The organism is Bradymonas sediminis (assembly GCF_003258315.1).
In the GTDB taxonomy this organism is placed as follows: Bacteria; Myxococcota_A; Bradymonadia; order Bradymonadales; family Bradymonadaceae; genus Bradymonas; species Bradymonas sediminis.
Genome location: NZ_CP030032.1, coordinates 635,154 through 656,303 on the forward strand (window position 1 = coordinate 635,154; position 21,150 = coordinate 656,303).

Here is a 21,150-nt window from a genome sequence, read left to right on the forward strand (position 1 = left end):
AACCCATGGCTGATACACGCTATAATCTGCTCGATGACGCCTTATTGAGCGTGCGCAGGACCGACGCAACGCGACTCCAATACACGCTCCCTCAGGTGCTCGCCGCGCTGGCGGACGACGCGATCGAATCCTTCGACGCGCTTCAGATTCACCAGCGCCAACCCTGGCATAGCTTTTTGGTCCAGATCGCCGCGATGGCGATGGCCCGACACGGACTCACCGAACCGCCCACCGACTCTGAGCAGTGGAACTCCCTATTGCTCGAACTCGCCGATGGCGAACCCAGCGCGTGGTGCTTGGTTGTCGAGGATGTGAGCAAGCCGGCGTTTTTGCAGCCGCCGGTGCCCGAAGGGACGCTCAAAAAGGCCAAATATAAGCTGGATATTGAATCGCCCGACGATCTTGACATTCTTATCACGGCAAAAAACCACGATATTAAGCGGTTCCGACTTGTTCATCCAACCGTCGAGCACTGGCTCTATGCGCTGCTGACATTGCAGACCATGGAGGGTTTCTTGGGGCGAGGCAATTACGGTATTGCGCGAATGAACGGTGGTTTTGGCAATCGTCCGCTTCTGGGCATGACGCCTGGCATAGGCTGGGGCGCGCGGTTTGTGCGCGACGTGGCGGTGCTGGCAAAGGCTCGGCCGAAACTGACCGATGACCGGTACGACGAGAACGGCGTTGCGCTGGCATGGACGCTGCCTTGGGATGGATCGAAAAAGGACGCGCTTCCCCTCCAAGATTGCGACCCCTACTTTATTGAGCTTTGCCGGCGGCTGCGCTTTCTCGAAACCGCCCACGGACTGGAGTGCTGGCGCAGTAACACCAACGACTACCGCGTGGCGGGCGTCAAGGAACTCAACGGACTCACCGGTGACCCCTGGACGCCGGTAGTGCGCGACAAAAAGGAAGCCAAATCTCTCACGGTCAGCGAGAACGGCTTCGACTATCAGATGCTCAATAAAATCCTATTTAGTGGGGACTACGAGAAGCCCGCGACCTTCAACGTCGAAGGGATCGATGGGGGCGTCTTTTTAGTCGCAACCACCTTGGTGCGCGGGCAGGGGAAGACCGACGGCTTCCATCACCGAATCGTGCCAATGCCGCCCAAAATTAACCGCCTATGGTCGAAGCCCTCTGCCCGCGAAAAGCTCGGCCAGCGCGCCGAGGAGCGCGTGCAAATCGCCGCCACCATGCGCAAGCAGATTCTCTATCCATCTCTATGTGCGCTCCTGCAGGCGGGCGGCTCGGCCCAGATTGACTACGCCGACGTCGCGACCTGGATGAACGCCTACGAGGCCGAGGTCGACGACGTCTTCTTCGACGCGCTGTGGGAATCGGTCGATCTGGAGCCCGAGGTCGCCCAATTCAATTGGGAGGAGACGATTTACACGATTGGCCGTGCTCGCCTTGAGGCCGCAATCGAGTCCTGCCCGCTGCCTTCAATTCGACGGTGGCGCGCTATCAGCAACGCCGAGGGGCGTTTCGAGGGGGCAGCCCGCAAATTTCTAAGCACTTTATTTCAGCCCAAAGACATCACTAAGGAGGAGAGCCATGAGCAACTCGCAGGGGCCTGAAGCCCTCGAAATTTCCGAAACGCCCGACGGCGAGAAGACGCTTCGCAGCGTGCTCGGCGCGATCGCTGCGGCGTTTGAGCGCAACGCCCAGGGCCAGCGCGGCGGCCTGTCCAACGGGGATATGGCCGAGCTACGCCGCATCTCGCCTGACAAACCCTATACGCCTGCGTTGTGGAGGATCTTGCTCGATTTCGTGCCCGACGGATGGGTCGCCGGGCCCGATCGCGACCAAAAGGAGCGCCAGTGGGCGACGCTTTTGATGGCGATGGCCATCTGCGCCGGCCAGCACGACCCCTATAAGCGCCTGGGCAGCGCGTTGGCCGAGGCGGGCTGGTCGGAGCTTCGGTTTGTGCGCCTTTTGCGCGCCCGCGACGCGCGCCTGGAGGCCGAAGTGCGCCGGCTCTCCCAATATCTGTCGAGCAAGGGCACCCCGGCGAATTTTGGGGACCTGGCTCAACTGCTCTTTCATCAAGATGGGGAGCTGGCCGAGAACCGCCGCCGCCAGATCGCGCGCAGCTATTATCGCGCGTTGCATTCGCTTGAATCTAAATAATTTATTGCTCCGAATTCCCTAGAATAGACCTTTTGACACAGATTGATGTGAAGGATTAAGACCATGACCGACGCCAAATTCTTGCAGATCCACACCCTTACCTCGTACCCCGGCACGCTCCTAAACCGCGACGACGCTGGCTTCGCCAAGCGCATGCCCTTCGGCGGGGCGACCCGCACGCGGGTGTCCTCGCAATGCCTGAAATATCATTGGCGAAATTTCGACGGCGAGGGCGCGCTCTATAAAATGGAGTTCGAGGAGCCGGTGCGCTCAATCCGCTCGCGCACGACCTTCCGTGACCTGGTCGCCAAGCCCATGATCGAGCGTGGCCTGCCGGAGCGCCTGGTCGTGGCGACCGTCGAGACCTTCGTGCAGCGGCTCATGTCGGACGATGCGCCCTCGGCGGCTGATTATAAAGCCTCCCTTATGTCCGCCAGTAGCCCGGAAGAACCACTGATCGACCGTCTTAAGACCAACCAGGTCACGATCTTCGGTGAGCCGGAGCTGCGCTATATTATCAAGGCGTCGGCCGAGCTGATCGCCGAGATGAAGCCTGAGCTTGGCGAGCTGTGGGAGAACCCGGCGATGAAGCTGAGCAAGGAGCAGGTCAAGGTGGTCACGGACACCCTGGGGAAGCTGAAAAAGGGTGACCTTAAAAAGAATATTAAGGGGATGAAGCTGGCCTCCGGGCTCGACGCGGCGCTTTTCGGGCGCATGGTCACCAGCGATGTGTTGAGCCGCGGGGATGCCGCGATTCACGTCGCCCACGCGTTCACGGTGCACGAGGAGGCCAGCGAGAGCGATTATTTCGCCGCCATCGACGAGCTTCGTCGCGACAGCGGTGAGTTGGGCGGCGGACATATCAATAGCTCGGAGCTCACCAGCGGGTTGTATTACGGTTATACCGTCATCGACGTGCCCCTTTTGATCTCGAACCTGGAGGGCTGCGCGCGCGAGGATTGGAAGAGCGCTGACCGTACGCTGGCCGCCCAGGTCGTCGAGCGATTCGTCAAGCTTCAGGCGACGGTGTCGCCGGGGGCAAAGCTCGGCTCGACCGCGCCCTATGCCTGGGCCGAATGTGTGTTGGTCGAGGCCGGCTCCGCCCAGCCGCGCACGCTGGCTAACGCGTTCCGTCGCCCGGTGCGCGAGCAGCCCGACGTGCTTGAGAACGCCTACCAGGCCCTCGGCAGCTATGTCCACGGCATCGACCAGATGTACGGGCACAGCGGCGAGCGTCGTCTGTCGGTGAGCTCCGATGCCGCCGGTCTGGCGGACGCGCTCGGCGTCGAGGCGCCGGTGTCGCTTCCCAATAGCGCGCAGTGGGCCGCCGAAATGGTCAAGGGGTGAGGTATGGATATTCTATTGATGCGGCTGCAAGCGCCGCTGTTAAGCTTTGGCGCGCCGATCATTGACAGGCACGGCGTTATTCAAGCCTATCCCGCCCAGTCGATGATCTGCGGGCTTCTGGCCAACGCGCTGGGCTATCACCACCGCGACGCCGAGCTCCTGCAGCGTTTGCAGGAGCGAATCGTCTACGCCTCGCGCCAGGACCGAAAGGGCGAGCGCGTGCGGGATTATCAGACGGTGGCGATGGGGCAGGATTTTATGCTCGATGAGCGCGCCTGGACGACCCGCGGCCAATTGGAGGAGCGCGGCGGGGGCAATAAAACCGGCACGCATATCCGGCTGCGTGACTATTGGGCCGACGCGGCGCATACGGTGGCCGTCACGCTCACGCCCGCAGACGAGGCGCCCACGATTGAAGCGCTGGCCGAGGCGCTGCAACGCCCGGCGCGCCCGTTATTTATTGGGCGAAAGACCTGCGCGCCCTCGGAGCCGATTTATCTGGGCCGCACTCAGGCCGAGAGCCTGCTCGACGCGCTCAAGGCGGCCCCGCTGGCCCGCGGGGTGTCGACGCCGGCGCGGTGTGAGGCCTGGTGGCCCAGCTCGGCCAGCGCCGACGAGGCGCCCGGCATCTTTCGCCAACCCGTCACCGACCAGCGCGACTGGGCCAACCAGATTCACGTCGGCCAGCGCTGGGTGGCGCGCGGACACCTTATGATTGGACATTCCAAGGAGTAGAGCATGACGGATTCTAAAACACTCGGCGCGCCGCTTTATATGGTGCAATTCTGGTTCAGCACGCGCCGACTCGCCGAGCTGGCGCGCGCGCTGCGGTTGCCGCTGCGCCACGCCGATACCTCATATATGGTGCATTGTGCGCTTGGCGAGCTTTTCGGCACGAACGCGCCGGGCTTGTATTATGTCGACGTGCAGCATGGGCCCAAGAAGGTCGATGACGGGCGTGATGTGCGTGTGTTGGCCTACTCGGAGCTTCCTGGCGATGCCCTGATGGAGTTGGCGCGCGGTTTTGCCAGTCCGATGGTCTACGCGACCTGCGATTTTGAGCGCATGGCCGCCAAGCCCATGCCCTCGCATTTCGCCCCGGGCATGCGCCTGGGGTTTGAGCTGCGCGCCTGTCCTGTCATTCGCAAAGCGTCGGCCGGAGAGTCCCCATCGGGGCGCAGAAAGTGGCGGCGCGGCCAGGAGCTCGACGCGTTTGTCGCCCGCTCCTGGGAGCTCGATGACCCCGAGGTCGACCTCGAGCGCGAGGCGGTTTACCGTGAATGGTTAACCGGGCATTTTGAGCGCAGCGGGGCGGTGCGGACGCGGCGGATTTCGCTGGAGCGCTTCTCGCTGGACCGGTTTTTGCGCCGCCACGGGCCCCAGGCCTCGGGCAAGCGCAAGGCCAGCACCATCACCCGGCCGGCCGCCACATTCAGCGGCGAACTCGAGGTGCTTGACGCGGCTCAATTTGGCGAGTTGCTGCGCCGCGGCATTGGCCGGCATAAGAGCTTTGGCTTTGGGATGCTTAAGATTCGGCGGGCCTGAGCGTGGCGTTGTTAATGGACATATCAAAGAGGGGGTAGGGGATGCTGAAGGGGCGACTCGGGCTTGAAACCGCGCGCGTGCCGCACGTCGACCGCCACGGTCTATTATGGCTGGGGCGGGGAAAGTTGACGGTTCAAAATGGCAATCTGGTCTTTTCGACCGCGGGCACCGACGCGCTCGCCCGCGGCGTGTATGACCTGCCGTTTCAGACCATCTCCAATATTCTTCTCGGCCCAGGCTGTCTGGTTAGCCATGATGCCCTGCGGCTGCTCGCTCGCCATCAAACGGGCCTTTTGGCGGTGGGCACCAACGGGGTTCGCGTCTATGCGACGAGCATGCCGCCGGGGCCCGACCACTCGCGCCTGGCCCGCGAGCACGCGCGGGTGTGGGCCGACCCGGAGGCGCGCATCCAGATCACCCGCAGGATGTACGCCATGCGCCTGGGCGAGTATTTGCCGCATCGCGACCTGAATGCGCTGCGGGGGGTCGAAGGCCACCGCATGAAGCAGGTCTATAAAAACCTCGCCGAGCAATTTGGGGTGAAGTGGTCTGGGCGAAGTTTCGACCGAAATAACCCCGAAAATGACAACGATATCAACACCGCCATCAATCACGCGGCGACCGCGATGTACGCCTCGGCGCGCATCGCGGTGGCGTTGACCGGGACGATTCCGCAGTTGGGGTTTATCCACGAGGCCAGCGGCCACGCATTTGCGCTGGATATCGCGGACCTTTTTAGGGCCAATACGACGTTGCCCATCGCGTTTGGGGCCGTCAAACAATTCCAGCGGCGCGAGGGCGACAAGCTCGAGCGCATCACTCGCACGCGCGCCGGGCGCACGCTGCAGCAGAAGAAGGTCATCGCCAAGATGATCGACGCGATAAAGGAGCTCATTGAAGAGTCGGAGAGCCCCGAGGGCTGAGGCGGCGCGGGGGCAAATGCTGATATCTCGTTGAAATTATATGGAGCGAATCTTATGGCCATGACCGTCGCCGTGACGCGAAATCTACCGGAGCGATTCCATGGGTTTTTAGCCTCCTGCATGCTCGAGGTCGCCCCGGGGGTGTATGTCGCGCCCTCGATGCGCAAGGCGATTCGAGAGCGCCTGTGGGATGTGATGTTGGGGTGGGCCACGCTGGTGCCCGCCGACGGGGGCATCGCTTTGTTCTGGAAGAGCAAGACCGCACCATCGGGGCTGGGCCTGCGCATGATTGGCTGGCCCAAAAAGGAGCTCGTCGAGCACGAGGGCGTTTGGCTCACGATGCGCGCGCTGACCCAGGCGCACGACCACGACGAGTTGGAAGGATTGTTGGAGGGCGCTGAGGACTAGCGAGCGCGTTTGAGGGGGATGCCCTCAAGGGACGGCCCTGGGGGGCGTCTCGGGAGGTGCGAGGGCGTTAAAAATGGAAGTGGGAGCGTGAATTCGTCGGGCGTGGGCCTCAAAAAATGGCTTGAGCGGCTGATTTTTGGGGGCCAGGGCCTCAAATCGGAGCGGTGATGGGCCATTTGGGGGGGCTGAAGGCCTCAAAAATGGGCGATGAGGCTCGTTTTTGAGGGGGCGGGGCCTCAAAACTGAGCTAAGGGTTACGTTTTTTGAGGGCTGAGGGCGTGTCTGGCGTCGAAGCAGTGGTGACGGGGGAGGGCGGGGGGCTCAAGCGCCGGCCTGCAGGGTGAGGTCGCGGGCCGGCGCGTCGACTGGGGATCAGGGGGCGTCGCCGAGCAGCGGCAACGGCTCGGCGCGCTCAACGGGCGTCTCGGGCGTCTCTCCGGTTTGAGGGTCGACGGTGGGGATTGATTTATAGCGTTTAAAATACTCCGCGACGCGTTTTTGCTGAATATAAAGCGGTTTGAGCCGCTGCGCGAGGATGTCGGGCTGGTCGACCAGCTCGCCGATCAGGGCGAGCAGGAATTTGTGGAAGAGCTGGTCAGCCTGTTCGCGCAGCGTCGAGACCTTCTCGAAGCTAATGCGCTCAACACCCCGGCTGAGCGCCTCGCCGTATTCCGTGTTGATCACCTCGAGCTGGTCGACCAACGCGCTCACGCCGACGGCGGCCAATTCGGCGGTGTATTCGGCGCGCAGCGTGGCGATAAGCGCGCGGACCTGGTTATGCTCTTCGTTGAAGCTCAGGGTGGTGTAGGGGGCCACGCCGCGCGCAAAAAGCGCGTCGATCACGGTGCGGGCCTGGGTGGACGCGGGGCCGCCGGCGGGCATCTCAGCGTAGGTTTTCAGGATGGTATGCAGGCTTCCGAGCTGGCGGTCGAGTTCGTGGTCGATGCTACGCGCGTCGCTGCGCGCGGTCTCGTTGAGCTCCTTTTGGTTGAGCCAGCGCAGGTTCGCCTCGTTTGCGCGCTCGTTGGCCGCGAGAGCGTCGGCGTGCAGGCCGTCGAGGCGGGGCAGGCCGAGCGCGGCGAGGTCCGCACTCATTTGGTCGAGCACGTGGCGTTGGCTGCCGTTGTCCATCGTGCGCAAATTAAGCATCTTGCTGAAATCCATGATCTTGCCTTCCTTGCCCGGGGCGACCCGGGCCGAATTGTTTGATCCAGGCCCACGCGGGCCGAATATTGGCGCCACTCAACGTCTATCGAGTCCGTGTCGAGCGCGCGGCGTCTCAGGCGTAGATACTGCTCACACCCCTGCTGATTTTTGCTGCTGAGGAAAAATCTAGCATAGAACCCAAAGCGTTGAGAAGGAGGGGGAGTTGTGCCGAAAAGTTGCTCGCATTTATTTGGTATTCGTGTAATTATCGAGGTGCTCCGCGACAAAGTGTCGCAGAGGTTCCCCCGCAGACGCGGGGATAGTCCTCATTGTGAAGGCGTCCAGGTCGTCGTTGATGAGGTTCCCCCGCAGACGCGGGGATAGTCCCTCTACCATGTGAGGGTCTTGGCGGCCTTGCCAGGTTCCCCCGCAGACGCGGGGATAGTCCTTTTGTCTAGCGCCCCGAACGCCGCTTTTTTCTGGTTCCCCCGCAGACGCGGGGATAGTCCCTTTTCGCTCTTTATCGCAGGCGAGGCGTCTGAGGTTCCCCCGCAGACGCGGGGATAGTCCTTCGGTTACAGATCAACAGATTCAGCATCCAGGGGTTCCCCCGCAGACGCGGGGATAGTCCCTCACACACGCATCTGGATTTAATAGCGTGCATGGTTCCCCCGCAGACGCGGGGATAGTCCCTGAAGGCCGCCACCCGCCGTCGTTGTTTCGACGGTTCCCCCGCAGACGCGGGGATAGTCCCTAGATATGCGGAGTCGCGGCGCGCTCTTCGGAGGTTCCCCCGCAGACGCGGGGATAGTCCTCATGGTGAAGGCGTCGAGGTCATCGTTGATGAGGTTCCCCCGCAGACGCGGGGATAGTCCTCGTTCCGATGGCCGTTAAACCAGACTCTTCTAGGTTCCCCCGCAGACGCGGGGATAGTCCGGCGCGACCTTGCCATTCGCCGGCGATTTTGCGGGTTCCCCCGCAGACGCGGGGATAGTCCCTTGATAAAGGTCAAAAAGCCTCGGATCTGAAAGGTTCCCCCGCAGACGCGGGGATAGTCCCCAGCGCGGGGCGCGTCGGGTTTTGGAGGTCGTGGTTCCCCCGCAGACGCGGGGATAGTCCTGGTCTCGGATAAGCGCCGAAAGGATTAGATCAGGTTCCCCCGCAGACGCGGGGATAGTCCTGATAAAATCCCGCGACCCAGCCGACTGGTCGCGGTTCCCCCGCAGACGCGGGGATAGTCCCGTGCACCCCGCGACGCAGCTTGTGTACCGGGTGGTTCCCCCGCAGACGCGGGGATAGTCCCTCCGGACCCGAGGGCGACCCCGACAACGCGCGGGTTCCCCCGCAGACGCGGGGATAGTCCCCACGCACCATGGGATGCCACCGATATCGCGCTGGTTCCCCCGCAGACGCGGGGATAGTCCCTGGTGGAGGTGTCGAAATGAGCACTCGAGGAGGGTTCCCCCGCAGACGCGGGGATAGTCCTACATGCTGGAAATACAGCGCACCTGGCAGACCGGTTCCCCCGCAGACGCGGGGATAGTCCTGAACCTACTAGGCGTTCTGGATCTGCCAGATCGGTTCCCCCGCAGACGCGGGGATAGTCCCGCCCATCTTTATGAGCTCGTCGTAGCGCACGCGGTTCCCCCGCAGACGCGGGGATAGTCCTTGCATCGAGCAGAACTCAAACGGCCCGGTGTGGGTTCCCCCGCAGACGCGGGGATAGTCCCATCTACACTGGCCTTCCGCTCGCTGAGATCGCGGTTCCCCCGCAGACGCGGGGATAGTCCTATCCGGTCGTGGTGCTGGTGATAACCGGCGCCGGTTCCCCCGCAGACGCGGGGATAGTCCCAACGCACGCGCCCCATCAGAATGATAAAATCCGGTTCCCCCGCAGACGCGGGGATAGTCCTTTGTCGGACTTCGGCTTTCTCTTTGCGGGCTTGGTTCCCCCGCAGACGCGGGGATAGTCCCGTCGATGAAGCGATGCGGCTTCGCGGCGATGAGGTTCCCCCGCAGACGCGGGGATAGTCCCCTTGGCCCGAATCCCGTCTAGCGCCCCGAACGGGTTCCCCCGCAGACGCGGGGATAGTCCTCATCATCGGATGCCTGAGCATCGCCGCGCTGCGGTTCCCCCGCAGACGCGGGGATAGTCCCGCTTCGCGATGATGGGACTTTGCCGCGCTATAGGTTCCCCCGCAGACGCGGGGATAGTCCCGCCGGGGGGAGAGGGTGCGCGCTATGCGGGCTGGTTCCCCCGCAGACGCGGGGATAGTCCTGGGAAAAATGCGATCTGAGTCCTAGCAAGCGCGGTTCCCCCGCAGACGCGGGGATAGTCCCTTTGCCGCGCTATACTTCCCACGGCGCATACCGGTTCCCCCGCAGACGCGGGGATAGTCCTTTCGCCGCGCGCCCACGGGTTGATCGTGTATTGGTTCCCCCGCAGACGCGGGGATAGTCCCGGTGACGCCAAGAAGATATTTATCGGAGACGGGGTTCCCCCGCAGACGCGGGGATAGTCCTTGGCGCGATTCCATCGCGATGATGTCGACGTGGGTTCCCCCGCAGACGCGGGGATAGTCCCTTTGCCGCGCTATACTTCCCACGGCGCATACCGGTTCCCCCGCAGACGCGGGGATAGTCCTCCGCATAGAAATTCGGGCTGTTATGAGCCAAGGGTTCCCCCGCAGACGCGGGGATAGTCCTTGGGGGAAGAAGTCGGGGTTAAGGTCGGCGATGGTTCCCCCGCAGACGCGGGGATAGTCCCGCGGGGGTGCAGAAGGGGGACATCAAGGCGATGGTTCCCCCGCAGACGCGGGGATAGTCCTTGGGGGAAGAAGTCGGGGTTAAGGTCGGCGATGGTTCCCCCGCAGACGCGGGGATAGTCCCGCGGGGGTGCAGAAGGGGGACATCAAGGCGATGGTTCCCCCGCAGACGCGGGGATAGTCCTAGGAGCTGGAAATTGGCTTGCTCGGCATAGTAGGTTCCCCCGCAGACGCGGGGATAGTCCTCCTTGCGCTGTTTCGACGCCACCCGTTGCGCTGGTTCCCCCGCAGACGCGGGGATAGTCCCGGAACGGGGTCGTTGGATGTCTCAACGTCCTGGGTTCCCCCGCAGACGCGGGGATAGTCCTAACCCGAGCGGAGAGCGCGTATGAGCAATGAAGGTTCCCCCGCAGACGCGGGGATAGTCCTGACGGCGCTACACGCACTCCTAGCACGCGCCCGGTTCCCCCGCAGACGCGGGGATAGTCCTTAGTCGCATATCTCCACCGTCTAGGTCGAGACGGTTCCCCCGCAGACGCGGGGATAGTCCTATGTTCGTGATCAGCGGCAAGGTCAGCATGTCGGTTCCCCCGCAGACGCGGGGATAGTCCTCCGCCCTGGTCTGATTCAGCCCGGTTCGTGCGGGTTCCCCCGCAGACGCGGGGATAGTCCTATGCTTTGATACTCGTCAGACATAACGATGCGGGTTCCCCCGCAGACGCGGGGATAGTCCCACATGACAAGCAACGACAAAAGCCTGATCGAAGGTTCCCCCGCAGACGCGGGGATAGTCCATGTCCGCGCGTCAGTTCGCCAGTTGGGTCGCAGGTTCCCCCGCAGACGCGGGGATAGTCCCTTCGGGGACACCATGCACCTGGAGACGATATCGGTTCCCCCGCAGACGCGGGGATAGTCCCGCGCAGATCGATTGCCTTCTCAACCTGCCTATGGTTCCCCCGCAGACGCGGGGATAGTCCCACGGTCGGCGAGAACCGCAACGTCTATATGCCGGTTCCCCCGCAGACGCGGGGATAGTCCCATATCTCGGCCAGACTTGTCCGACTGGCTGCCGGTTCCCCCGCAGACGCGGGGATAGTCCTGCCGCTTGGTACCTAAGAAGAATATAGGAACCGGTTCCCCCGCAGACGCGGGGATAGTCCTTATTCGGTATAAGCCGCGAAGCCATCATCAACGGTTCCCCCGCAGACGCGGGGATAGTCCTCAAGAACGCCCGCATTAAGGCGGGTATCAGCCGGTTCCCCCGCAGACGCGGGGATAGTCCCCTGTACGGGGCGAACCTGATCGGGGCGGATCTGGTTCCCCCGCAGACGCGGGGATAGTCCTTACAATCAAACAACTCACCAACATCCACGCGTGGTTCCCCCGCAGACGCGGGGATAGTCCTCCCGATACGGACATCGTACGGGATGAGTGGCTGGTTCCCCCGCAGACGCGGGGATAGTCCCGGCTCGCTGATCTCGCCACGGAGCTGCGCGACGGTTCCCCCGCAGACGCGGGGATAGTCCCGAGCGAGACGCCCTGATGCGCCGCATTGCGCTGGTTCCCCCGCAGACGCGGGGATAGTCCCCCTTCATCGACCACATCGGCACCAGACCTTTGGGTTCCCCCGCAGACGCAGGGATACTCTCCACCCAATCGCGTGTCTTGCCGAACCGCTGCGAACCGGAACGCCCTGCCCGACCGCCGCCAACCTTCTGACGCGCTGCGCTCGCCATCTTCCCCCAAGGGGATGAGCTGCTATTGGGTGCCTGGGCGCTTCGCGTGGGTGGTGGATTGGGCCGGGGGGGGATCCATCGCGAGCCCATATTTGAGGGGTTGTCCCCAACCCCCGGCCCTTACGCGCCTCTCGGGAGGGGCGAGGGCGTCCAAGGTGGAACCGTTGGCGCGGCTTTGTCGGGCGCGGGCCTCGATTATACGGCGTGCGAGCGCGAATTTGAGGGCCAAGGCCTCAAATCTGGGCATCGACGGGCAGTTTCGCGGGCCCGGGACCCCTCAAAGTTGAGCTAGGAGGCTCGTTTTTGCGGGGGAGGGCCCAAAAAATGGGCCGAGGGTTGTGTTTTGTGAGGGCCCAGGGCGTGTCAGGCGGCGAAGGGGCGGCGAGCCAGTAGGGGAGCGGCCTGCGGGGGGCGGGTTCCCCCGCACTCGCGCGGCTAAACCGCATAAATCACGCCTGCTTTGGGAGCAGGACGCCTTGGCTTCCCGCTAACCCCAAAAACATCCCCGCCGCACTCGTTGCCAATGGCGGTTAATCCACCGCATTACGACAAAACAACCGCCCCGCCCACCTGAAATCCCCGCCCCTTTGCGCTAAGCTAACCCCGTCGGTCCGGCGAGTTAAACCCACCCAGACGAGGGGATGCAGATGAAGGAAGAGAAGGTCGTGAGCTTGAGCGCGCATACGCGGGCGAAGGGGCTGCCGTTTTATACCCGGGAGCTCTTCGCGCATGTGGCGGAGCTCTCGAAAGAGGAGCAGATGCAGGCGTTTCGAAGCCTGCTGGTGGGGGCGGATTTCGGGGCGATCGGAGCGCGGCTCAGGGGGCGCGGCGGGCTGGTCTGTTGGGATGAGTGAGCCCTTGGGATGCTTGACCCGAAGCTCGGCGCACCGCCGGGCTTTTATGCGCTCGACGCCTGGCGGAGATTTTGCGCGGGGCGGGCGTCGATGCTAAAGCACTCCTCGCCGATTCGGCCCAGGACTAATGAAGGCGATTGCGCTATCGAAGAGGGACAAAAATGAAGACGACGCCCGAGCATAATGAGCGGATGCGGACGATGACGTTCGCCCAAGTCTACCCGCACTATATCACCAAGGTCGAGAAGAAGGGCCGGACTCAGGCTGAGCTGCTTGAGGTCATCGAGTGGCTCACCGGCTTCGACGCGGCGCGGTTGCAGGCGCTAATCGAGGAGGAGGCGACCTTCGAGGAATTCTTCGCGCGGGCGGACTTAAACCCGAACGCCGAGCTGATTACGGGCTCGATTTGCGGCTACCGCGTCGAGGAGATTCTCAACCCCGTCACCCGCCAAGTCCGGTATCTGGACAAGCTCGTCGACGAGCTTGCCAAGGGGAAGAAAATGGACAAGATTCTTCGCGCGGGCTGAGCGAGAAATAATCATCAATAATGCGCTAAGAGGTTGAGATGGCGAAGAAAAATAAGACGACCCAGACCGACGTCGATGTCTTTGAGTTCATCGAGTCCTATGTCGACAAAGAGCAGAAAAAAGAGGACAGCCACGAGCTGATTCGGCTGATGACGCAGTGGTCCGGCTTCGAGCCGAAGATGTGGGGGCCGACGATTATCGGCTTTGGCAGCTACCATTATAAATACGCCAGCGGGCACGAGGGGGACGCGGCGATGCTCGGCTTCTCGCCGCGCAAAGCCCAGTTCTCGCTCTATGTCTACTCGGACACCGAGAAGAGCCAGCGCCTCCTGGAGGACCTGGGAAAATTCAAAATGGGCAAGGCGTGCATCTATATAAAAAAGCTCTCAGACATCAATGTCGAGGTCTTAAAAGAGCTGTGCATAAAGACCATCGCCTACCTCAACGAGCATCACGAATGCGCCTGCCATACATAAGGTTGGCCCGGGCGCCCGCGCTACTGAATAAACATCGCGTCCCCCAGATAATCGATCTCGGCGGGGTCCAAAACGCCCAGGGTCTCGGGCTGTAAGGCCGCGCGAAGCGCCGCCATGGCGACCTTCTCCAGGCGCACGCCCGGGGTTTGCAGGAGCCAATTTTGCAGGGCGCTGACCTCGCCGGTTTCCAGCAAATCTTCGGTGCTCTGGGTCGGCATGGCGGCCAGCGCGCCGAAGAGGCCGAGGGTGCCGTCGTGGATAAACGACGGGCGCAAGATCGCCGTTGGGATCGCCACGCCTTGCAGGTCCGACTCGGCGTCGAGCTTGGTCTGCAGATAGCCCTGGGGCAGGCCGGGCGGGAGTTGATCCGCCGAGATAAACACGAATTTTCCCACCCCCATCTCGGCCGCTTTGCGCGCCGCCAGCGCGACCGACTCGCGGTGCAGGCGCGCGAAGCTCTGCCCGCTCGCCGGGTCTTCTTCGCCGATGCCCACCGCGTGGATCAGCGCGTCACAGCCGGCCAGGGCGCTGCCCCAATCACCCAGCTCGCCATCGGCGCCCAGAATATTAGATTGCACCCATTCGACGCCCTCCACCCACGGCTCCTCGATCGCCGGGCGCCCGCCACGCGATACCGACACCGGCTCATGCCCCATCGCAACGACCAATCGACAGATTTCTCTGCCCAAAAAACCGCTGCCTCCGAGTATATAAATTTTCCGACGACGCATAATAAACCCCGTATTACGGTGAAATGATTGAGGCGTGGTTAGTTTTTTTCATTGACGCAACCAACTCATATTAGGCAAGGTGGAGCTGGATTGAAAATACCCTTCGAACCTTAAAAATGCTGCACTTTCCTTCGTTTCTTGGTTGTTCCCTGCGCGACCAAGATATCGGAGTATAGTCGCGTGTTCGCGATGAGAAAAATCTATGGCTAAATATATACCCATTGGCGAGCCGATGAATGAATCGGAGCGCGAAGGCATTCGCCAACTGCGCGACGAATTGCCCGATCACTATACCGTGATCGGCAATTTTGATCTGCAATTGCCGCGGCGCAGCAATACCTTTGAGTATGACGCGGTCGTGGTCGGTGAGTGGGGGATTTACGCGGTAGAGATTCGCGGTTGGGATGGCCCAATCTATGGCGATATTCGGCGCTGGGAGCTTGATTGGGGCAGGGTGCAAAACCCGTTCATCCGTATTGAGGCCAAGGCCAAAGCTCTGCGCGATGTTTTAGTGCGCTCGGTGCGGGACTTCCCCGACGAGCTCTTCTGCGAAGCGGTCGTCTTCTTGACCGGAACCGAGACCGAGATACACGTCAAAGACCCTCGAAATCGGCGCCTGCTGTGCCCGGGGGAGCTCTATGATTTCTTCGTGGACCACGACCGAATCTACGAATTGGGCCCGGGACCGCTGCTTGACCAGCGCAAGCGTGAAGCGCTGGTCGACGCGCTCATTCCGCTGGCCAGGAAGCGCTCTTTGCTGCCGGTGATTCGAAACTTCGACGTGCTCGGCGAGCTGGTCAATGAGGAGCGGACGCCCTATCGCGAGTTCGTCGGGCGCCATCGCCTGCTCAAGTCGCGCGGCAAGGTGCGCATTAAGGCGTACGCGATGGACCCGTTGATGGCGCCAGAGCAGCAGGAGCACGAGTATAATCGCGCGCTGCGCGATATGGAGGCGCTGATCGCGCTGGAGGATAACCCGTATGTCGCGCGCCCCTACGAGATGTTGCTCGACCGCGAAGATGAGCTCACCGTCTATCTGGTCAGCGAGTGGGTCGGAAAGCGCACGCTCGCCGACTATATCCAGGCCCTGGACTATACGGCGATCACCGAGCGCCAACACGGCGAGATGAAGCAATTCGCGCATCATCTATTGTCCGCGATTTCCTATATGCACGCGCGCGGGATCATTCACCGCAACCTGCACCCGCAGGTCATCTATCTGCGCCACCCGAGCACCGGTGTGTCGCTGAAGATCGCCGATTTTGACTACGCGCGAGTCGCGAACCTGAAGTCCATCGCCTGCGACGCCGGCGAGTTCGGCACCCACGGCTATATCGCCCCCGAGCTGTGGATGACCGATGACTACGACCACCGGGTCGATATCTTCTCGGCCGCCGCGATGATCTACGAGTTATTCACTGGCCGAAAGCTCTACAATAGCCTCTCGGAGATGCTCAAACACGACGCGATCTGGCAGGAGCGCCGCGAGTCGGTCGCGTGTGAGGTGCTGCGCGAGATTCTCTCGATGATGATCGCCACCGAGCCCGAAGGACGCCAGGCCGGGCTCGAGCGCGCGTTGATCTATTTTGCCTGAGCCCTACCCGACGAAAAAGTTCATAAACCCATTTGACTTCCACCCCCCGGGGCTATAGTTTGGCTCGCCTTGATTCGGGTGAGAACTCTCCTGCCGCTTAAAACCGCGCGGCGGGCGCGTTCGAGGAAGACCCCAAGGATGGCCAAAATAGGAAGTAAATCGCGGTTTTAAATGGATCGGCGCCGGGTATATTGATCTCCCGCGCGTCCCGATCACAGAAAGTAGACGCAGATTAAGTTGCCCTCTCCGTAACGAACGGTTGAGTTGCGACTTGTCAAGCGTCTCTTAATATGTTCAAAGGTGGCGCTGTCAAAGGTAGTCGCTTTTTGTGTGTTGTTGCATTCATAGCTGCTGGGGCAATACGTGCTCGCCCAATTTATGGGACGGGTTTGTCTGGCGTGACCCCAAAAGCTAACGATTTAAAAGATATAAGATATGTCCGAATCGAAATCGATGCAGAACCCAGTGTTTTGTTGCGCGCCTTCTGGCGTTGGCAGTCGGATTATTGAGTTGAGGCGTATCATCACGTCTGCGACGTAAATCAGCACCCGTTATACCGCCAGGCCCGCAGGGCCAACCCGACGGGCATCCGCTGATAGCGTGCCCCGGTAATAATAAAGTTGAGATTCAAGTCCGTAAGATGGCCGCGCTACCAGATATGCCGGTCAGTTTACCGTCACTGAATTCCGCTCAATCGAGCTCCAAGGAGAGATGAATGGGTAAGACGATCAAAGAGAACTTCCGAATCCGTAAGGACTACGGAACCATCAAAAAGGTCGCTGAGATACCCAACCTCATCGACGTTCAGCGTCGATCGTATCTAGAGTTTTTGCAGACCGACGTCGCGCCCGAAGAGCGCGAGGACATCGGTTTGCAAGGCGTTTTCAAAAGCGTCTTCCCGATCGAGGATTATCATAAGACCTCGACCCTGGAATTTCTCAGCTACGAGTTGGGCAAACCCAAATACGATATCGAAGAATGTGGCGCGCGTGGCATGACCTACGCGGCGCCCATCAAGGTCGCCATTCGCCTGGCCATCTGGGATGTCGACGAAGACACCGGCACGCGCACGATGTGTGACGCGAAGCAAAACGAGGTCTTCTTCGGCGAGATTCCGCTGATGACCGAGAGCGGTACCTTCATTATCAACGGCACCGAACGCGTTATCGTCAGCCAGCTGCATCGCTCGCCGGGCGCCTTCTTCAACCACGATAGTGGTAAGAAGCACTCGTCGGGTAAGTTGCTTTATTCGGCGCGCGTGATCCCGTATCGCGGCTCCTGGCTCGATCTTGAGTTCGGCTCCAAGGACATCATGCACGTGCGGATCGACCGCAAGCGCAAGATGCCGGCGACCGTGCTTCTGCGCGCTCTCGGCTACTCCGCCGAAGAGCTGCTCACCTATTATTACGACAAAGAGACCATCGTCTTTGAGAACGGTGAGTACCTCAAAGACGTCAACCTCGACGTCCTTCGCGGCCAGGTCGCGTCGGTCGACGTGGTCGACTCCGAGGGCAACGTGATCGTGAAGTCGGGTAAGAAATTTACCCGCAGCGCGATCCGTAAGCTCGCCAAGGCCGAGATCACGCGCATCCCGATCTCCTTCGAAGAGCTGATGGGCAAGATCGCCGCCGAGGACATCTTCGATGCCTCCACCGGTGAAGTCCTGGTCGAGGTCAACGAGGAGTTGACCGAGAAGTCGATCAAGGAGCTTGAGGCGCGCGAGATTGAGCAGATTGACGTGCTCTTTATCGATAACGTTAACGCCGGCTCCTACCTGCGCGACACGCTCGAAGCCGACTCGATCTCGACGCCCGAAGAGGCGATCCTCGAGATCTATCAGCGCCTTCGCCCGGGCGACCCGCCCACCACCGAGCAGGCGCAGAACCTGTTCGACAACCTCTTCTTCAACCCCGAGCGCTACGACCTCTCCAAGGTCGGTCGCTTGAAGTTGAACTATAAATTCCACCGCAAGACGGTCGAGCCGCTCGAAGAACGTGAGCGCGAGCTCGAGCAGGCCTATGAAGAGGCCACCTCGGACGATGAGCGTCTCAAGATCGAAGCCGAGCTCGAGAAAGCCCGCGAGGCGCTTGATCCGTGGCGCATCCAGACCCTTCGCGAGGAAGATATCCTCGAGACGGTGCGCTACCTCATCGATCTTCGCACCGGTAAAGGCTCCATCGACGATATCGACCACCTCGGTAACCGTCGTGTCCGTACCGTCGGCGAGCTCCTTGAGAATCAGTACCGCATCGGTCTGGTCCGCATGGAGCGTGGCATCCAGGAGCGCATGACGCTGTCTCAAGAGATTGAGACGCTGATGCCCGACGACCTGATCAACGCCAAGCCGGTCAGCGCGGTCATTAAAGAGTATTTTGGCTCCAGCCAGCTCTCGCAGTTTATGGACCAGAATAACCCCTTGAGTGAGGTCGCGCATAAGCGTCGTCTCTCAGCGCTTGGGCCGGGTGGTTTGACCCGCGACCGCGCAGGCTTCGAAGTACGTGACGTCCACGTGACTCACTACGGTCGTATCTGCCCGATTGAGACGCCCGAGGGGCCGAATATTGGTCTGATTACCTCGCTGGCGACCTACGGCCGCATCAACGATTACGGTTTTATTGAGACCCCGTATCGTAGCGCCGCCGACGGTAAAGCGAGCACCAACGTGCGCTATTATTCGGCGCTCGAAGAAGAGAATAACGTCATCGCCCAGGCGAACTCGGAGCTTGATGACGAAGGGAACTTCACCAGCGAGTTGGTCGCCGCGCGTATCAACGGCGAGACCACGATGGTGGCGCCCGAAGAAGTCACGCTGATGGACGTGAGTCCGAAGCAGCTTGTCAGCGTCGGCGCTGGCCTGATTCCGTTCCTCGAGAACGATGACGCCAACCGTGCTTTGATGGGTTCCAACATGCAGCGTCAGGCGGTGCCGCTTATCGCCACCGACGCCCCGTTCGTGGGCACCGGTATCGAGAGCGCCATCGCGCGTGACTCCGGCGTGCTTATCGTCGCCGACCACGCGGGTGTTGTTGAGAGCGTCGACGCCCAGCGCATCGTCGTTCGCCCGGACGCCGGCGTCGACGATGAATTCGTCAAGCCGGACATCTATAACCTGGTTAAATTTACGCGTTCCAACCAGGGAACGTGTATCAACCAGAAGCCGATCGTGTCGGTGGGTGACCGGGTTAAGAAGGGCGAGATCATCGCCGACGGCCCGTCCACCGAGCGTGGCGAGTTGGCCCTGGGTCGCAATATCACCGTCGCTTTCATGCCGTGGAACGGCTACAACTTTGAGGACTCCATCCTCATTAGTGAGCGTCTGGTCAAAGACGACGTGTTCACCTCGATGCATATCGAGGAGTACGAGTGCACCGCGCGTGACACCAAGCTCGGCGAAGAAGAGATCACCCGCGATATCCCGAACGTCGGCGAAGAAGCGCTTAAAGACCTCGACGAGGCAGGCGTTGTTCGCGTCGGTGCCGAAGTCGGCACCGATGATATCCTGGTCGGCAAGATCACCCCGAAGGGCGAAACGCAGCTGTCGCCCGAAGAGAAACTCCTTCGCGCCATCTTCGGCGAGAAGGCCGGTGATGTCCGTGACACCTCGCTTCGCATGAGCCCGGGCGCACGCGGTACGGTTATTGGCGCGAAAGTTTTCTACCGCGCCGACACCGAGAAGGACTCGCGCACCCAGGAGATCGAGGACGCCGAGGAAGCGCGTCTGCTCAAAGACCAGAACGACGAGATTCGTATTCTGCGTGACGCAGCCTATCGCAAAATGGGCGATATCCTGCGCGGCAAGACCGTCTCGGCGAACCTGGTCGACGAGTCGGCCAACGTGCTCATCGAGAAGGGCGCCAAGGTCAGCGACGCGTTGCTCGAAGGTGTGTCGCGCCGCTACTGGCCCGACATCTTCGTCGACGACACCACGACCGACAAATTGATGTCGATCCTCGGCGACGTGGAGGACCAGATCCTCGTCATCCGTATGAACTACGGTGAGAAGATCGAGAAGCTGCGCAAGGGCGATGAGTTGCCCCCGGGCGTGATCAAGATGGTCAAGGTCTATGTCGCCGTGAAGCGCAAGCTTCAGGTCGGCGATAAGATGGCCGGTCGCCACGGTAACAAAGGTGTCGTCAGCCGCATCGTCTCCCAGGAAGACCTTCCGTTCCTCGAGGACGGAACCCCGGTCGACATGGTGCTCAATCCGCTCGGCGTACCGAGTCGTATGAATATCGGACAGATCCTTGAGACTCACCTCGGGTGGGCCGCCAAGGGGCTGGGGCTGCGATTGCGCGAGATGATCGAGACGATCCAATCGCCCGACAGCATCCGAGAATTCCTCAAGCAGATTTACCATAACGAGGAGACCCACGCGCTCATCGACGAGCTCGATGATGAGGGTGTCCTGGACATGGCGGACGCGGTCAGTAAGACCGAGGGGATTCATATCGCGACGCCGGTTTTCGACGGCGCCCCCGAGCCGAAGATTCGCCAATTGTTGGAGCTCGCCGGCTTCCCCGAATCGGGTCAGATGACCTTGTTCAACGGCCACACCGGTGAGGCCTTCGACAACGACGTGACCGTCGGCATCATGTATCTGCTCAAATTGCACCATCTTGTTGATGATAAGATCCACGCGCGTTCAATCGGACCGTATAGTCTGGTTACGCAGCAACCGCTCGGCGGTAAGGCCCAATTTGGTGGCCAGCGTCTCGGTGAGATGGAAGTCTGGGCGATTGAAGCCTACGGCGCCGCCCATACTCTCCAAGAGTTCTTGACGGTGAAATCCGACGATGTGCAGGGACGTACGCGCATCTATGAGTCCATCGTTAAGGGCAATTTCCGCCTTGATCCCGGTCTGCCCGAGAGCTTCAACGTTCTTATCAAAGAGCTGCACTCATTGTGCCTGAACGTCGAATTGCTCGAGGACGTCGGTTAAAGACGCCATCGCATCCAACGGTCGGA

At 61.3% G+C, this 21,150-nt stretch carries 14 protein-coding genes and 1 CRISPR repeat array; of the genes, 12 read left to right on the forward strand and 2 right to left on the reverse strand.

Annotated elements, in window-relative coordinates; all coding sequences use genetic code 11:
* Positions 1–5 precede the first annotated feature (5 nt).
* From casA to cas2e, 7 genes are all read left to right on the forward strand, one after another.
* Entirely contained in the window at positions 6–1,580 is a 1,575-nt protein-coding gene (casA, locus tag DN745_RS02395) for a type I-E CRISPR-associated protein Cse1/CasA (RefSeq protein WP_111331835.1), read from the forward strand.
* Positions 1,558–2,133 carry a type I-E CRISPR-associated protein Cse2/CasB gene (gene casB / locus DN745_RS02400; RefSeq protein WP_111331837.1) on the forward strand — a complete coding sequence of 192 codons (576 nt, stop codon included), beginning with the start codon at positions 1,558–1,560 and terminating at the stop codon, positions 2,131–2,133. The genes casA and casB overlap by 23 nt, the downstream gene beginning before the upstream one ends.
* Positions 2,134–2,196: 63 nt before the next feature.
* Positions 2,197–3,480, forward strand: a complete 1,284-nt coding sequence (gene cas7e, locus DN745_RS02405; RefSeq protein WP_111331838.1) for a type I-E CRISPR-associated protein Cas7/Cse4/CasC — start codon at positions 2,197–2,199, stop codon at positions 3,478–3,480.
* A gap of 3 nt (positions 3,481–3,483) precedes the next feature.
* Positions 3,484–4,215 carry a type I-E CRISPR-associated protein Cas5/CasD gene (cas5e, locus tag DN745_RS02410; RefSeq protein WP_111331840.1) on the forward strand — a complete coding sequence of 244 codons (732 nt, stop codon included), beginning with the start codon at positions 3,484–3,486 and terminating at the stop codon, positions 4,213–4,215.
* Between the two features lie 3 nt (positions 4,216–4,218).
* Positions 4,219–5,025 carry a type I-E CRISPR-associated protein Cas6/Cse3/CasE gene (cas6e, locus tag DN745_RS02415; RefSeq protein WP_204355070.1) on the forward strand — a complete coding sequence of 269 codons (807 nt, stop codon included), beginning with the start codon at positions 4,219–4,221 and terminating at the stop codon, positions 5,023–5,025.
* Between the two features lie 41 nt (positions 5,026–5,066).
* A complete protein-coding gene (cas1e, locus tag DN745_RS02420; protein WP_111331842.1) occupies positions 5,067–5,948 on the forward strand; it encodes a type I-E CRISPR-associated endonuclease Cas1e in 882 nt (293 codons plus the stop codon).
* Positions 5,949–6,002: 54 nt separating this feature from the next.
* A complete protein-coding gene (gene cas2e, locus DN745_RS02425; RefSeq protein ID WP_111331843.1) occupies positions 6,003–6,356 on the forward strand; it encodes a type I-E CRISPR-associated endoribonuclease Cas2e in 354 nt (117 codons plus the stop codon).
* A 372-nt stretch (positions 6,357–6,728) separates the two neighbouring features.
* Here cas2e and DN745_RS02430 read toward each other — a convergent pair whose 3' ends face one another.
* Positions 6,729–7,520, reverse strand: a complete 792-nt coding sequence (locus tag DN745_RS02430) for a DUF6261 family protein (RefSeq protein ID WP_111331845.1) — start codon at positions 7,518–7,520, stop codon at positions 6,729–6,731.
* 280 nt (positions 7,521–7,800) lie between these two features.
* A CRISPR array of direct repeats spans positions 7,801–11,915; the repeat unit is 28 nt; unit sequence GGTTCCCCCGCAGACGCGGGGATAGTCC.
* Positions 11,916–12,644: 729 nt separating this feature from the next.
* Here DN745_RS02430 and DN745_RS02440 point away from each other — a divergent pair.
* The 3 genes from DN745_RS02440 to DN745_RS02450 all read left to right on the forward strand — a co-directional run bounded on the left by DN745_RS02440 (position 12,645) and on the right by DN745_RS02450 (position 13,860).
* Positions 12,645–12,857 carry a hypothetical protein gene (locus DN745_RS02440; protein ID WP_111331849.1) on the forward strand — a complete coding sequence of 71 codons (213 nt, stop codon included), beginning with the start codon at positions 12,645–12,647 and terminating at the stop codon, positions 12,855–12,857.
* Between the two features lie 161 nt (positions 12,858–13,018).
* Positions 13,019–13,384, forward strand: coding sequence for a DUF2200 domain-containing protein (locus tag DN745_RS02445; protein WP_111331851.1), 366 nt, complete (start codon positions 13,019–13,021; stop codon positions 13,382–13,384).
* Between the two features lie 38 nt (positions 13,385–13,422).
* Positions 13,423–13,860: a DUF1801 domain-containing protein gene (locus DN745_RS02450; protein ID WP_111331852.1), complete on the forward strand. Its 438-nt coding sequence runs from the start codon at positions 13,423–13,425 to the stop codon at positions 13,858–13,860.
* Between the two features lie 20 nt (positions 13,861–13,880).
* On the opposite strand, the gene DN745_RS02455 is transcribed toward DN745_RS02450, so the two are convergent.
* Positions 13,881–14,591, reverse strand: coding sequence for an SDR family oxidoreductase (locus DN745_RS02455; RefSeq protein WP_111331854.1), 711 nt, complete (start codon positions 14,589–14,591; stop codon positions 13,881–13,883).
* Positions 14,592–14,793: 202 nt separating this feature from the next.
* On the opposite strand from DN745_RS02455, the gene DN745_RS02460 reads away from it, so the two are divergent.
* Positions 14,794–16,185: an NERD domain-containing protein kinase family protein gene (locus tag DN745_RS02460; protein ID WP_111331855.1), complete on the forward strand. Its 1,392-nt coding sequence runs from the start codon at positions 14,794–14,796 to the stop codon at positions 16,183–16,185.
* A gap of 715 nt (positions 16,186–16,900) precedes the next feature.
* Positions 16,901–21,124, forward strand: coding sequence for a DNA-directed RNA polymerase subunit beta (rpoB, locus tag DN745_RS02465; RefSeq protein ID WP_111331857.1), 4,224 nt, complete (start codon positions 16,901–16,903; stop codon positions 21,122–21,124).
* The last annotated feature ends 26 nt before the right edge of the window (positions 21,125–21,150 follow it).